The 14,777-nt window shown below is 58.1% G+C and carries 12 protein-coding genes, 2 pseudogenes and 1 other annotated feature; of the genes and pseudogenes, 13 read left to right on the top strand and 1 reads right to left on the bottom strand.

Annotation, left to right across the window (positions count from 1 at the left end):
- Positions 1 to 20: 20 nt before the first annotated feature.
- The 13 genes and pseudogenes from DQG13_RS05880 (at position 21) to ileS (ending at position 13,759) form a co-directional block, all read left to right on the top strand.
- Entirely contained in the window at positions 21 to 1,781 is a 1,761-nt protein-coding gene (locus DQG13_RS05880; RefSeq protein ID WP_113018799.1) for a sensor histidine kinase, read from the top strand.
- Positions 1,778 to 2,647, top strand: a pseudogene (locus DQG13_RS31820) (response regulator); the annotation flags it as partial. The gene DQG13_RS05880 and the pseudogene DQG13_RS31820, both read left to right, overlap by 4 nt.
- A gap of 557 nt (positions 2,648 to 3,204) precedes the next feature.
- Positions 3,205 to 3,309 (top strand): annotated as a pseudogene (locus DQG13_RS31815) (hypothetical protein); the annotation flags it as partial.
- Positions 3,292 to 3,393, top strand: a complete 102-nt coding sequence (locus DQG13_RS31810; protein ID WP_397333936.1) for an AraC family transcriptional regulator — start codon at positions 3,292 to 3,294, stop codon at positions 3,391 to 3,393. The pseudogene DQG13_RS31815 and the gene DQG13_RS31810, both read left to right, overlap by 18 nt.
- Before the next feature lie 41 nt (positions 3,394 to 3,434).
- Positions 3,435 to 5,948: a hypothetical protein gene (locus DQG13_RS05865; protein WP_113018796.1), complete on the top strand. Its 2,514-nt coding sequence runs from the start codon at positions 3,435 to 3,437 to the stop codon at positions 5,946 to 5,948.
- 211 nt (positions 5,949 to 6,159) lie between these two features.
- The gene (locus tag DQG13_RS05860) at positions 6,160 to 6,501 is read left to right on the top strand and encodes a YlmC/YmxH family sporulation protein (protein ID WP_113018795.1); all 342 of its coding nucleotides are present in this window, start codon (positions 6,160 to 6,162) and stop codon (positions 6,499 to 6,501) included.
- A 408-nt stretch (positions 6,502 to 6,909) separates the two neighbouring features.
- Positions 6,910 to 7,755, top strand: coding sequence for a peptidoglycan editing factor PgeF (gene pgeF / locus DQG13_RS05855; protein ID WP_113018794.1), 846 nt, complete (start codon positions 6,910 to 6,912; stop codon positions 7,753 to 7,755).
- Positions 7,756 to 7,768: 13 nt separating this feature from the next.
- Positions 7,769 to 8,458, top strand: a complete 690-nt coding sequence (locus DQG13_RS05850) for a YggS family pyridoxal phosphate-dependent enzyme (protein WP_113018793.1) — start codon at positions 7,769 to 7,771, stop codon at positions 8,456 to 8,458.
- 77 nt (positions 8,459 to 8,535) lie between these two features.
- Positions 8,536 to 8,961 (top strand): cell division protein SepF, encoded by a 426-nt coding sequence (locus DQG13_RS05845; RefSeq protein WP_113018792.1) that lies wholly within the window; start codon positions 8,536 to 8,538, stop codon positions 8,959 to 8,961.
- A 26-nt stretch (positions 8,962 to 8,987) separates the two neighbouring features.
- Positions 8,988 to 9,266, top strand: a complete 279-nt coding sequence (locus DQG13_RS05840; RefSeq protein WP_181592605.1) for a YggT family protein — start codon at positions 8,988 to 8,990, stop codon at positions 9,264 to 9,266.
- 16 nt (positions 9,267 to 9,282) lie between these two features.
- A complete protein-coding gene (locus DQG13_RS05835) occupies positions 9,283 to 10,059 on the top strand; it encodes a YlmH family RNA-binding protein (RefSeq protein WP_113018790.1) in 777 nt (258 codons plus the stop codon).
- An 84-nt stretch (positions 10,060 to 10,143) separates the two neighbouring features.
- Positions 10,144 to 10,650, top strand: a complete 507-nt coding sequence (locus tag DQG13_RS05830; RefSeq protein ID WP_113018789.1) for a DivIVA domain-containing protein — start codon at positions 10,144 to 10,146, stop codon at positions 10,648 to 10,650.
- 40 nt (positions 10,651 to 10,690) lie between these two features.
- Positions 10,691 to 10,937 (top strand) — a binding site (T-box leader).
- A 53-nt stretch (positions 10,938 to 10,990) separates the two neighbouring features.
- Positions 10,991 to 13,759 (top strand): isoleucine--tRNA ligase, encoded by a 2,769-nt coding sequence (ileS, locus tag DQG13_RS05825; RefSeq protein ID WP_113018837.1) that lies wholly within the window; start codon positions 10,991 to 10,993, stop codon positions 13,757 to 13,759.
- Positions 13,760 to 13,936: 177 nt separating this feature from the next.
- On the opposite strand, the gene DQG13_RS05820 is transcribed toward ileS, so the two are convergent.
- Positions 13,937 to 14,668, bottom strand: coding sequence for a TraR/DksA C4-type zinc finger protein (locus DQG13_RS05820; protein WP_113018788.1), 732 nt, complete (start codon positions 14,666 to 14,668; stop codon positions 13,937 to 13,939).
- Between the last annotated feature and the right edge of the window lie 109 nt (positions 14,669 to 14,777).

Raw genomic sequence — 14,777 nt, 5'->3', positions numbered from 1 at the left:
GCGGAAAGGAGGCTCCCGCCATGAAAAAATGGTATTACCGGCTGAGCCTGCGCCGCAGGCTGCTGCTGTCGTTTCTGCTGCTTGCCGTTTCCGCCAGCGCCCTGACGGGGCTGGTTTCCTACTGGATTGCCTACCGCTCCACGGAGCAGGAGGCTGCCGTTTCCGCCCAAAACACCTTGAATAAGTCGGCCCAGCTGTTGAATGAGCGGCTAAAAAACGCCATTGTCGCCACCTCCTCCATGATGCTCAGCGATCCGTTCAAAACCACCATGAACGACATATACGCCGCTTCGCCCGGCTCCTATTACCAGCGGCTGACGGAGCTGCAAATTCCTCTGGCCCAGATGAAGCTCACCGATATGTCCGTGGCTTCGGTGCTGATTTCCACTCCCATCGGCGAGCTGTTCGCCACCAGCGACCTGCGCACCCCCAGCGTCCGTTTGGAAAATACCCTGTTCGGGTCAAGAATTCCCGACATGAATCAGGTGATGTGGGTGGAAAGCCACACCGACCCTCTGTTTATGGATCGGAGGCAGGTCATAACGCTGGTCATGAAGCCGATCACAGATGTAAGCGTCAGCGGGGTGTATGTGCTGGTCAACATGAAGGAGGAGGTGCTCCGCTCTTTGGTGACGGACGGTTTGCCCGGGGGAGCGAGGGGCTATTATCTGGTGTCCCGGACCACCGGCCTGCCGGTTATGAGGCTGGGCGAAGCGGGGGGACTGCCCGATAACCCGCAGCTCCTGCAAAGCCTCCGGGAGAATGAACGCGGCTTTCTGAAGCTGGAGGCGGACGGCAAAACCAACCTGGCCAATTACGCCAGGCTTGATCTGGCGGCGGACTGGGTGATGGTCAGCATCCAGGATCAGCAATTGCTGCTCAAGAACGTAAACAAAATCAAAACCACCTCGCTTTTGATTATGGGCGTCTGCACCCTGGCGGCTCTGCTGGCCGCCAACGGCATGTCGGGATTTCTCCTGAAGCCGCTGCACAGGCTGCAAGGCATGATGCGCCAGGTGGAGAACAACCGTCTGAATGTCCGGTTCGCCAGCAAGTTCGATGATGAAGTGACCCAGGTGGGGCATAAATTCAACCGGATGCTGGAGCAGCTGGAAACCCTGATCGATGAGGTGAAGCTGGCGGAGGGGGAAAAGCGGCGGATGGAGATCAAGGCGCTCCAGGCCCAGATCGATCCCCATTTTCTTTACAACACACTGAACGCCATGATCTGGAAATCCGTTTCCTCCCGGAACCAGGAGGTGACGGAAATGATCAATTCCCTCTCCCTCCTGTTCAAGCTGGGGCTAAACGGAGGCAGCGAGCTCACCACGCTGGAGAAGGAGCTGGAGCATGTCCGCCATTATTTGAACTTGCAGCAGCAATGCTACAGGGGATTGTTCCGCTACGAAATTGCGGTGGAGGACGAATCGCTTCTGGAGCTTCAGGTGGCGAAGATTATTCTCCAGCCTTTGGCGGAGAATGCTATCCTCCACGGCTTCCGGGAGCTGGAGGGCCAGGGCTTCATCCGGATTTCCGCCAGGCGCTCCGGCCGCTTTCTTCTGCTGGAGCTGGAGGACAACGGGGCGGGCCTGGATGTCAGGGCGGTAACGGCGGGAATGCTCCAGAAGGAGCCTGCCCAAAAAAGCTACGCTCTGAAAAATGTATACGGACGGCTCAAGCTGCTCCACGGAGAACAGGCGGATTTGGCCTTCTCAAGCGATCCGTTCCAGTCCACCAAGGCCGTGATTACGATTCCCATTGAAGGCGAGGCGTCGGCATGACAGAGGAAATCAGACTGTGCATTATCGATGACATTCCCGATGTGGTGGAGGGCATTTCCCTGGGCATCCCCTGGGCCGAACACGGCATAACGGTTGCAGGGACGGCCGGCAACGGGTTGGCCGGGCGCGAGCTGATTCTCCGGACCAAGCCCCATATTGTGCTGACGGATATCCGCATGCCGCGGCTGGACGGACTGGCCATGATGAAGGAGCTGGAGCCGGAATGCCCGGGGATGAAAATTATTTTTATCAGCGGCTATACGGATTTTGAGTATGCGCAGCAGGCGGTTAGGCTGGGCGCCTTTGATTATGTGATCAAGCCCTTTCATCCGGGGCAGATTGTGGATATTGTCCTGAAGGCCAAGGCGGCTATCGAGGAGGAGACCCGGCAGCAGAAGCAGTACCGGGACATGGAGCGGAAGCTGCGGGAAAGTATGCCTTATCTGCGCCAGGAGTATTTCCAACTGCTGCTGCAGTATCCCGCTCCGGCGGAGCAGGCCGCCAAACGGTGGGACTTCCTCAGCATTGATCTGGAGCGGCAGGGCTTTACCGTGATGCTTGCGGAAATCGACGGCTTTGCCGAGCGGACCCTGTCCGCGCCCGTCCAGGAGGTGGAGCTGATCCGCTTCACCCTGCACAATATTTTGGAGGAGACCATCCGCAGCGTTACCAGGGGCTTTATTTTCCGGGACCACACCAACCGTTTTGTCGCCGTCTTCAACCCGGCCGCCGCTTGCACGGCCGAAGCGCTGGCGGAGCTGTGCCGGGAGAATATCGCCCAATACTCCAAATTTACCGTGTCGCTGGGAATCGGGGAGGCGGTGGAGCAGATTCATGATATTTTCTACTCCTACAGCCAGGCCAGAACGGCTCTCTCCTATAACTTCTACGCCGGGGGCAACAGTGTGTTCAGCTACCGGAATGTGCAGCCCATGGATGATGCCGCGCCCCAGTATTCCGCGGAAAAGGAGAAGGAGCTGTTCTACCTGCTGCGCTCCGGGAACCTGTCCAAGGCGGAGGAGCAACTGGAGGAGCTGTTTGCCGCCGATGTGAACGGGGTGACGCCGACGCCGGAGATGATGAAGGGCCGCTATTACGAGCTGGCCTTTCTGATCAACCGCGTGTTTGCCGAGAAGCTGTCTCCCGAGGAGATGAAGCCCCTGGAGAAGCAGGCCCACCGCCTGAAGGATGCCCCCTTCCAATCTCTCCGGGAGCTGCGGGAAGCCCTGAAGGAGCTGTGTCGGACGGGATGCCGTCTGCTGGAGCAAAAGCATACGGATGCCGCCAATCATCTGGTGGAGCAGGTAATCGTTTATATTCGCAGCCATCTCGACGAAAACAAGACGGTGAATGATTATGCCCGGCTGGTGTATCTCAGCGGCAGCTACTTTGCCAATTTGTTCAAGAAAGTCACGGGAACCCCGGTGGGCCAGTTTGTCACGGCGGAGCGGATGGAGCGGGCCAAGGACATGCTGGCGGAGGCGGGGCGGTGCAGGATATTGCCCTTGCTTTGGGGTATGAGGGGCGGCAATATTTCAGCGAGCTGTTCAAAAAGCACACGGGCCTAACCCCGTCGGAGTTCAAGCAGGCCTGTGCGGACAAGGAAAAGTAACGCTTGAAGCGCAAAGAGACAGAAGAGAGGCGGAGGAGAGCATGGCAGCCATAAAGCATGAAGACATGTCCTGTGCGGCCGGCCGGTTTATTCCCTATTATCTGATATCGGGTCCCGTATTGACAGAATGGCAAGAAGGGCCCCCGGACAAAAACCAGCTCCGCTACGAAAAGCGCCTCCGCTCCATTGTTGCCCGGCGCGGCGGCCGACCGGCCCCTTCGGGCAGCATTCGTTTGGGCGGAGTGAGCGAGCTGGGGACGCCGTGGGAGCTGTGCCGGACGGCGGGAGGCTTTATCAGCTTCCCGCTGTTTTCCCCGACGCCCCACAGAGTGGAGCTGCTGGCCTCGGCCGTCTTGGAGGCGGGGACGGAGCTGGCGGTGCCGGCGGTCCTCTGGACCTATGCCGCCGTGGAGGTCTGGCTGAACGGCAGGCTGGCGGCGGCTGTGGATGAGCCGGTCTACAAGCCCATCCGCAGGCTGGAGCTGCGCCTTGAGCTTAAGCCGGGAGAAAATCTGCTGATCCTGCGGATGCAGAATCTGGCTATCCGGGATACGAGGAACATCATGGGCGTGGAGCTTCAGGGGGAGATGGGCCAAGTCCGCTTCCGGCTGCCCGATGGGGAGCGGGCCCGGCCGATGCTGGAGCTGGACCGGTGGCTGTGGGGTCTGGGGCTGGAGCAGGGAAGGCTGCTGCTTCCCCCGGAGCCTCCCTGCGCCGTATGGCTGGCCTATGAAGAGGATTCGGTTATGGAGGAAGCGGAGGATATCACCGGGGCGGAAGCGGTGGAGCTGCGCTCCGACCGGGCGATGGCCGTGATTTACGGGGAGACGGAGGGGGGCAGACGGTCCAGGAGGATTGAACTGCTGCACAACAAGCGGCCTGCCGGAGTGGAGCCGCCGGGAGGCTGTGGCGGGGCACAGACAAGGCAGAGCGGCGGGGAGGCGCAGAGGGGGCAGAACGGCGGGTCGCAGACGGGGTGGAGCGGCAGGGAAGGGCATATCCGGCGCATGTTCCGGGAGCTGGCCGCCATCGGGGCGGAGGGGGAATACCGGCCGCTGCGGTTCGGCTTGTTCTATGCTTTGGCCCGGCGGATCATGGGGCTTCCCGGCCTTTGCGACATGGAGCATCTCCGGGCGGCTCTTGGCCGGATTGAACGGCGGGAGGACTGCTCGGATTTTTTCCTGGCCGGGCTGCTGCGGATGCTGGAGTTTTCCCTTCTCCCCGAAGAATTGCAGCCGGAAGCGGAGCGGGTGATTCTCGCCTACCGCTACTGGATGACGGAGGATGGCGCGGACGGCATGTGCTTCTGGAGCGAGAACCATGCCCTGATGTTTTATGTCTGCGCGTATATGGCGGGCAAGCGGTTTCCGGACAGGCTTTTCCTCCGGTCGGGCCGGACCGGTGCGGAGGTCAGCGCGGTGGCTCTGGACCGGGTGCGGCAATGGCTGGACGATGTGGAGGAGTACGGGTTTGAGGAATTTTTAAGCGGCGACTATATGTGTGTGACCTTCGGCGCTTTGCTGAATGCGGCGGATTTTATGGAAGCGCCGGAGGCCGGGCGGGCTTCCGGATTGCTTGACCGGATGCTTCGGCAGATTGCCCTCCATACCTTCCGGGGTACCATGGTTGCTCCGCAGGGGCGGGTATACCGTTCGGTCATTCTGCCCTTTACCCAGGCGGTGCAGTCCCTGGTCCATCTGGCTAATCCGCAGACGCCGTACGGGAACAGCGAGTGGATGGCATTCCTGATGAACAGCCGCTACCGCCCAGCCGGAGAGCTGGCCCCTCTGATGGCCCGGGATGCGGATCTGGAATACCAGGCCGGGAATGCCTGGGTGAAGCTGCTGAAAAAGAAGGATTATGCCCTGACCTCCGTCCAGTCCCCGCGGATGGACCCAACGCCGCGCTTTTGGGAAAATGTGTTGCTGGAGCCGGGAGCGGACATGGAATCCAACGCCTATGTGAAATCGCTGAATGAAAGCTTCCATGGGACTACCCGCTTCGAGCCGGGGGTCTATGGATACCAGCAGCATATGTGGTCGGCGGCCCTGGACGCGGAAACGCTGGTGTTTGCCAATCATCCCGGCGAGGCGGCGGATGACGGCGGCATGCGGCCCGGCTATTGGTACGGCAACGGGATTATGCCCGCTGTCCGGCAGGAGGGCAGCCTGCTCGGGGCGATCTATGTGATCGGCGAGCGCCATCCCATCGGGTTTACCCATCTGTACTTCCCGCAGGAGAAGCTGGAGCGGACGGAGAAGCAGGACGGCTGGCTGTTTGGGCAAAAGGGCGGGGGCTACGTGGGGGTCTGGTGCAGCGCTCCGCTGGTTGCCCATCACGACTTGCTTATGAACTGCGAGCAGCGGGCGGCTTCCCGGCGCTCGGCCTATCTGTGCCAATGCGGCTCGGAGGAGGAGTACGGCAGTCTGGAGGTTTTTATGGCCTATTGCCGCAGCCTGTCGCCCCGGTTTGATGAAGCGGAGCTGCGCCTGACCGCAGGCGGCGGCTTCCGGCTTCAATATGAAGCCTGTGAGAACAGGACGCAATATATATAACGGATATGTAACAGGCATTCTCCGGCCTTGCGGCCGGAGGATGCTTTTTTGCTGAAGGGTTGCGCTCCGCGGCGTTATGGGCGGGTATGCAAAGAAAGTTATCCGGTTACCGGACATTTTGCCCAGACGGCTCATATAATGGGTAATAGCCTGCCCCTCGCGGCCTTGTGCGAATCCAACCTTGAAAAGGATCAGTGGTGGTGATATGGCCATGAAGATTTCCGATTTTCAGTCCAAGGATGTCATTAATATTGTGGATGGGAAAAAGCTGGGCACGGTGAATGATCTGGAGCTGGATCTGCGGCAGGGGCGCATTGAGTCCATTGTTGTGCCGGCTTCAGGCAAGCTGTTTGGTTTTTGGGGAGGCGGCGCGGAGGTGGTCATCCCCTGGCGGAACATCGTCAAGATCGGCATGGATGTGATTCTGGTGAAGCTGGACGATACCCGGCTTTACCGGGACGAGGACGACCGTGACAGAGACAGGGACAGAGACAGAGACAGGGAACGGGAAAGAGACCGGGACTACGGGCGGTCTAACCACAGGGACAGGTAGGCGTCCGGCATATGCTGCCGCCTGTCCTGCGGCTTGTTTGTGCAGGGGTGCCGGGTATGAAATTTCGCATATAATTTCATGAAATCGGGCCTGGAGGCAACTCGTGTATGAAAATTCATATACAATCACAGCAAAAGGGGCGCCAGGGGTAATTTATAGATGATTTTTCATATATAAACACTCAAATTGGGGCATCAGTGGTCATTTATATATGAAAAATCAAGTTCATCAACTTGGATCGGGTTGGATCGCAGGCCCCTCCCTGGACGGTACCTGCTGGAATTCACGGGGGAAAATCCGGGTGAGAGCCCAAGCGGTGATGATAGGGCCCGAATGCTTCAAGCAACCCCGTTCGTGGTATAATGAGGAAGCTTTATTTTGGCAGCGAGCATGCTTTCAGGAGGAATTATGGAACCTTTCATTCAACATATTGCAGAAAATGGCGTGGAGCTGTACCGGATCGATAACTGGCTGAACCGGTTCCCCGGCGTCTCGGCCGGATTTACGGGAAGAAACGGCGGCGTCGGCCGCGCTCCTTATGCCACACTCAATCTGGGCCTGCACGTGGGCGATGAACCGGCTGCGGTGGTGGACAACCGAAGGCTGCTGGCGGGGGCACTGGGAACGCCCCTTGAGGCGTGGACCTACGGTGAGCAGGTCCATGGCGCCCGTGTGCAGCTGGTGGAGCCTGCCCACAGGGGGCGGGGGACTCTCGCCCAGGCCGATGCATTCCCGGAGGCGGACGCTTTTATTACCGCGGGCCGGGGAATTATGATGGCCGCCCTGTTCGCCGATTGCGTGCCTCTGTATTTCATTGATCCCGTCCATGAGGCAATCGGACTGGCCCATGCCGGGTGGAAAGGGACGGTACAGCAGATCGCCCGCCGGACGGCAGAAGCCATGGGGCAAGCCTTCGGCACCCGCCCCGCCGCTCTTCACGCTGCCATCGGACCCTCCATCGGAGCCTGCTGCTATGAAGTGGATGACCGCGTGATCGGCAGCGTAACCGCCCAAACCGGGCTCCAGGGAGAGCCCTTTTTTCGTCCGAACCCGGCCAATGCGGGGAAATTCATGCTGAACTTGCAAGAAATAAACCGGAAAATTATGATAGAAGCAGGAATTTTGCCGCAACATATCGAAATGACTAAGTTGTGCACCAGTTGTGCCGGTTCCCGGTTTTTCTCCCACCGGAAGGAAAACGGGCGGACGGGGCGGATGGCTGCATGGATCGGTTTTGTTGCACAGAGTGGCTGAAGGAGACATTGGAATGGATATGGAAGGCAGATTGGCTGCCATACGCAGCCGGATAGATGCGGCATGCCGCCGTTCCGGCAGGCAGCCGGAAGAGGTCACCATCATTGCCGTAACCAAGTACACCTCCCTGGAGGTGGCGGAGGCGGTGCTGGCTGCGGGGCTTACGGACATTGGCGAGAACCGCTGGCAGGACGTAAAGCCCAAATGGGAGGCGATTGGGGAGCGGGCGGTTTGGCATTTTATCGGCAGCCTGCAAACTAATAAGGTTAAGGATGTCATCGGCAAGTTTCCTTATATCCATTCCTTGGACAGGCTGTCGCTGGCGGAGGAGCTGAACCGGAAGGCCGAAGCCCTTGGGCTCGCGCCGGTTAACTGCTTCATCCAACTGAATGTTTCCGGCGAGGAGAGCAAACATGGCCTGGCCCCGGAAGGTTTGGAGGAGTTTGCCCGACAGCTGGCGGAATTGCCATACATACGCATCGTGGGCCTCATGACCATGGCGCCGCTGGAGGGGGGCGCTGACAGCGCCAGACCGGTATTCCGCAGGCTCCGGGAGCTGCGCGATCAACTGAATGAAAAACAGATTTTACCATATGCAATCAATGAGCTTTCCATGGGAATGTCTGGAGATTTTGAAGTCGCGGTTGAAGAAGGGGCTACTTATATCCGTTTGGGAACGGTTCTGGTTGGCGACCGCAGCTAATTGAAGGCCGCCGCGCCCGGGCTCCCGGAAATCCGTCAGGATTTGTTATTATCCACGTCATAAGGAGGAATGCTAAAATGGGCGTTATGAACCGCATTATGAACTTTATCGGCCTGCAGGAGGAAGAGGAGATCATTGAGCGGGAGCAGGTGGCGGAGCATCATGAGGAGCCTGAAACCAATCCGTTCGAGGCCCGTAGAAATAAGGGCAATGTGGTGAGCATTCATTCCCAGAAGAATATGAGAATGATTATGAGCGAGCCGCGCAATTACGAGGATACCCAGGATATTGCCGATCATCTGCGCTCCCGCCGCTCTGTGGTGGTGAATCTTCACAAGGCCCGGCAGGATCAGGCGATCCGGATAGTGGACTTCCTCAGCGGAACCGTTTATGCTTTGAATGGGACGATTACCAAGGTCGGACCGAATATTTTTCTGTGTACGCCGGATAATGTGGATATTCTCGGAGTGATTTCCGATTCGGCGGAGGCGGACAACCTGTAATTTTATACTAGCAGACCGGGGTGAAGATGTTGATTGACAATGCTATTGATTCCCTCAAGACGATTTATTACTTCATGATTATTGCGTACGTCTTCATGTCCTGGCTACCCAATGTCCGCGAAAGCTTCGTGGGCGAATGGCTGGGCAAGCTGGTGGAGCCTTACCTGAAACCCTTCCGCAAGATTATCCCGCCCATTGGCGGCATGCTGGATATTTCGCCCATCGTGGCGCTGATTGCGCTGGAATTTGTAGCGGAGGGCATTAAAGCCGTTCTCGGACTGATTCTGAGCCCTTTTGGCCTGTAGGCTGGGGGGCTTTCTTATGGAGCGGGAATGGTACGGGCATTTTCACGAGGACGAGAAGGGATTTGTGGACAAGGCCTGGGACTGGGTCCAACGGGCCGAGAACCACACGGTCAAACGGACGGATTTCCTTGATCCGCGGCAGTGCTTCATTGTCGAATCCTTGGCCAACAGGGCGGATGTGAATCTGCATCTGGACGGCGGTTACGCTGGAGCGGAGCGCAGACGGGCGGTCATTGCCCCTTCCTACCGGGACCCGGCAGAGGAGGAGATGGGCATTGCAGTGCTGGAAATCACCTCTCCGGATAGCCGGTTTGCCGAGCTGGAGCACGGCGATTTTATGGGCTCCATTCTGGGGCTGGGCGTCAAGCGGGACAAGGTGGGGGACATCCATGTACTGGGGGATGCCTGCCATATTCTTGTGGCCCGGGAGATTGCCGATTATTTCAGCATGAATCTGTTCCAGGTGCACCGGTTAGGGGTGAGCACGTCTATTCTGCCTGTCTCCGATCTGCGGACAGCGGAAACCAAGCTGGAGGAAATGTCCTTGTCTGTGGCTTCCCTGCGTCTTGACGGGATTGCCGGGGATGTGTGGCATCTGTCCAGAGCCAAGGTGCTCATTCCCATCAAAGCCGGCCGCTGCCGCCTCAATTGGAAAGTGGAGGAGGACCCCAGCGCCCAATTGAAGGACGGCGATGTGGTTTCCCTGCAGGGATTTGGCCGCTTTAAGGTGCTGGAGATAGAGGGCATAACCAAAAAAGGCCGGGTCCGCGTAAAAATCGGCAGGTATATCTAAGATTTGCGCTCCTGTCCGGCAGGAATTCCCGCAAGGGTGTCGAATAGGTTGGAAATATCGGCTATTTTCGTTGGAGGTGCAAGGATGGCATTAACACCGCTGGATATACATAACAAGGAGTTCCGTCATGCGTTTCGCGGTTATGACGAGGATGAGGTAAACGAGTTCCTGGACCAGGTCATCAAGGATTATGAGGCTTTAATCCGCGAGAATAAAGATCTGGAAAGCCAGATTCAAACCCTTCAGGACCGTCTCAACCATTTCACCAATATTGAAGAGACGTTGAGCAAAACCATCATCGTGGCCCAGGAAGCGGCCGATGAGGTGAAGGGCAATGCCAAGAAGGAAGCCCAGCTCATTATCCGCGAGTCGGAGAAGAATGCGGACCGGATTATCAATGAAGCCCTGGTCAAGTCGGGCAAGATTGCCCTGGAGATCGAAGAGCTGAAGAAGCAGGCTTCCATCTACCGGACCCGGTTCCGGACGCTGCTGGAAGCGCAGCTGGAGCTTCTCAAGGCGGACAGCTGGGATACGCTGGAGGGACGGGGCAGCGAGGAGCGGGAGCGGCGGTCCATTGACTCCGTAATTTGAAGAGGGTATACTGAGGTAACTTGATCGATTTTAGAATATGTTGATTGCGATGACTGGAACAAGTACGCGTTTAAGCTCCGTTACGCAGCGACCCGGGAGTTGGTGGAAGCCCGGGAACCGGACAGCGCCGAATATCCTCCAGGAGTATGCTCTGGAACGCCCCGTCAGGGCCAGTATAGAGCATCGGGTGATTCCGTTAACAATCCTACGAGTGAAGCCGTTTCTCGAAGTGGAGAAGACGGTTTTATGAGGGTGGTACCGCGGGAATAAGACCTCTCGTCCCTTTTGTTATGGGGATGGAAGGTCTTTATTTTGTTTATTAAAGGAGAGTCAGTTTATGATGGACCAACCGAAAACAGATTACGGCAAAACATTGAATCTGCCGGAAACCAGCTTCCCCATGCGGGGCAATCTGCCCCAGGCGGAGCCGAAGATACAGGCCTGGTGGGATGAAATCGGCATCTATGAAAAGGTGCAGAAGAAGAATGCGGGGCGCCCCAAGTTTATTCTGCACGACGGCCCTCCTTACGCCAACGGCGATATCCACATCGGCCACGCCCTGAACAAAACCCTGAAGGATTTTGTGGTGCGCTACAAATCCATGAGCGGCTTTGATGCGCCATATGTGCCGGGCTGGGATACCCACGGTCTGCCCATTGAACAGGCCATTACCAACAGCGGCAAGGTGGACCGCAAGAAAATGGGCATCTCCGAATTCCGCGAATTCTGCAAGGAATACGCCCTGGAATGGGTGGAGCGCCAAAAGAAGCAATTCCAGCGTCTGGCGGTGCGCGGCGATTGGGAGCATCCGTATCTGACCCTGCAGCCGGAATATGAAGCGGCGCAAATCCGCCTGTTCGGCCAAATGGTCAAAAAAGGCTATATTTACAAGGGGCTGAAGCCTGTTTATTGGTCCCCCTCCTCCGAAAGCGCATTGGCCGAGGCGGAAATTGAATACAAGGAGAAAACCTCCCCGTCCATCTATGTGGCCTTCCAGGTGAAGGATGGCAAGGGCAAGCTTCCGGAAACCGCCTCCTTGATTATTTGGACCACTACTCCCTGGACCTTGCCGGCCAACCTGGGCATCTCCCTGCATCCTGAATACGAGTATGCGCTGGTGAATGCCGCGGGCAAGCAATATGTGCTGGCCAAGGGGCTCCTGGAAGCGGCGGCCAAGGAAATCGGCTGGGTGGATTACGCTGTAGAAGCGACTTTTACCGGAACCGAGCTGGAGCATGTGGTCTGCCGCCATCCCTTCTACGACCGGGACTCCCTGGTGATCCTGGGCGAGCATGTTACGCTGGAAGCGGGCACCGGCTGCGTCCATACGGCTCCCGGCCACGGCGAGGACGACTTTGCGGTGGGACAGCGCTACAATCTGGGCGTGCTTTCGCCGGTGGACGATCAAGGCAAGTTCACCTCCGAAGCGCCGGGCTTTGAGGGCATCTATTATGAAAAAGCCAACGGCATGATTCTGGAGATGCTGACGGAATCCGGCCATCTGCTGAAGCAGAGCTCCATTGTCCACCAGTATCCCCATGACTGGCGCACCAAGAAGCCGGTGATGTACCGGGCTACCGAACAATGGTTTGCTTCCATCGACGGCTTCCGGGACGACATGCTGCGAGAGATCAAAAATGTGGAATGGACCCCTGCCTGGGGCGAGGTCCGCCTGCACAATATGATTGCCGACCGGGGCGACTGGTGCATTTCCCGGCAGCGTGTCTGGGGGGTGCCGATTCCCATCTTCTACTGCAAAGCCTGCGGACATTCCCATGTGGACGAAGCAACGATTGAGCATGTAGCCGGTATTTTTGCCAAGGAAGGCTCCAACGCCTGGTTTATCCGCGACGAGGCGGAGCTTCTGCCTGCCGGCTCCGTATGTCCCAAGTGCGGCCATGACCGGTTTCGCAAGGAAAAGGATATTATGGACGTCTGGTTCGATTCCGGCTCCTCCCATGCAGGGGTGCTGGGGCAGCGCGAAGCGCTCCAATTCCCGGCGGACCTGTATCTGGAAGGCTCCGACCAATACCGCGGCTGGTTCAACTCCTCGTTGATTACCAGTACGGCCGTAAACGGCTGCGCGCCTTACAAGGGCGTATTGAGCCACGGCTTTACCCTGGACGGGGAAGGCCGCAAAATGTCCAAGTCCCTGGGCAACACGGTGGACCCGCTGAAGGTTTGCGACAAGCTGGGAGCCGATATTCTCCGCCTGTGGGTGGCGTCTGCGGACTACCAGTCCGACCAGCGGCTGTCCGACAATATTCTGACCCAAACCGCCGAGGTATACCGGAAAATCCGCAATACCCTGCGGTTCCTGCACGGCAACCTGACCGGCTTCAACCCCGCCGCGGACCGGGTGGCGGTGAAGGACATGAACAGCCTGGACCGCTACGCCATGATCCGGCTGAACAAGCTGATTGCCAAGGTGACTGAGGCTTACAACCACTACGAGTTCCAGCAGGTTTATCAGGCGGTGCATCATTTCTGCGCCGTGGAAATGAGCGCCTTCTACCTGGATATTGTGAAGGACCGGCTCTATGCCAGCAAGCCGGATGCCCCGGCCCGCAAGGCGGCGCAAACGGTGCTGTACGATGCGCTGTGCGCCATTACGAAGCTGGTGGCTCCCATTCTGCCCCACACTGCCGACGAAATCTGGCGGCTCATCCCCGGCGTGACGGAGGAATCCGTCCAGCTGGCCGAAATGCCGGCAGCGGACGCAGCTGTAGCGGATGCTGAACTGGAGCAGCGTTGGGGAGCCTTCATCGATATCCGCGATGAGGTGAACAAGGCTCTGGAGGAAGCCCGCAACAAGAAGCTGATCGGGAACTCCTTGGGCGCGAAGCTGGATTTGTATCCGGAGCGGGAAACGGAAGCGCTGCTGGAGCAATTTGCCGATCTGGACCAGCTCTTTATTGTTTCCGCCGTTGTGCTTCATAAAGCCGATGAGGCTTATCCGCAGGAAGCGGCAGCCTTTAAGGGGCTTCATGTGCTGGTGAGCCAGGCCGAAGGGGAAAAATGCGAGCGCTGCTGGATTGTTACCCCTGAAGTGGGCACGGTGGAGAAGCATTCCACCCTGTGTGAACGCTGTGCAGAGGTGATCGGCTAAGGGGAAGGGCGAACAACAAAACGCCAAAACGCCCTTAAGACGCCCTGGGAAGGGCGCCTTAAGGGTTGCGGCGGAGGAAACGGGCTGGCGCGGAAATGGCCAAGGGAACGGGTCGGGGATGGGGATCGACCTAAGATCGGCAGACAGGATAAGGCAGATGCCCGGTGGAAGCACCGGTCAAAGCTCATCCTGCGCTGCGGTATCCTCCTCCAGAAGCCCTTCGCCCTCTCCGTTATCCATATACTCCCGGTATTGCTTGTTGCGCACAACCGTCACATGCCGGCCGTAAATATCGGTGGCCAGGAAGCTTTCGATAGGCTCCACATAGCCCACCTGCTCATCGGCTTCAATTTCCATCTCCTCATAGCTCTCTACCTGAGGGCTCTCGGCCATGGCCGGGGTGTTGGAGGTGCCCCAGGATTCAACGATCTGCCAGGCATCCTCCCCGTCAAATTCGGTTTCATCGGCACGCTCGTCAAGACTGGTCCGGCCAAAAGGAGGCTGCAGAAATTCTTCCTCTATCGGGCGGTTGAAGTGAGGTTTGGGCGGGGTGTGGTCCACAGTGAACTCCGCCGTGGGCATAGCTGCCAGCCGCTCGAAGGGAATGGGCTCGCCGCTGGCCTTGCAAATGCCGTAAATCCCGGCATCCATATCGGCCAGAGCACGTTCCACATCTGCCAGATGATGCTGCGTCTGTTCCGCCAGGGCCAAGTCCTTGCCCCGTTCAAAAACCTCGCTTCCCAGGTCCGCCGGGTGATTGTCGTATGCGGAAAGCTCGCCGACCCCCTCGCGGAGGGAATCGCGAAGGCCGAACTGGTCGCTCTCCCGAAGCTGGTTCGTAAGCTCCTGCTTGTCGCGGAGGAGCTGGCGGCGCAGGGTATCCAATTGTGTGGCGCTGAGATGGTTCAAAGGAAGGGCTCCTTTCTGGACATGTCTTACCGGTAGTTTGTGTAGCAAGAAGGCTTTTCTCGCAAGGAAAAGTTTAGGGTAGCGAACATGCAGGTTGTGTGCATGGATG

The organism is Paenibacillus sp. YN15 (assembly GCF_003285005.1).
GTDB lineage: Bacteria > Bacillota > Bacilli > Paenibacillales > NBRC-103111 > Paenibacillus_AR.
Note: the sequence above shows the minus strand (reverse complement) of the source record. Positions and strands in the feature narration are given on the sequence as shown.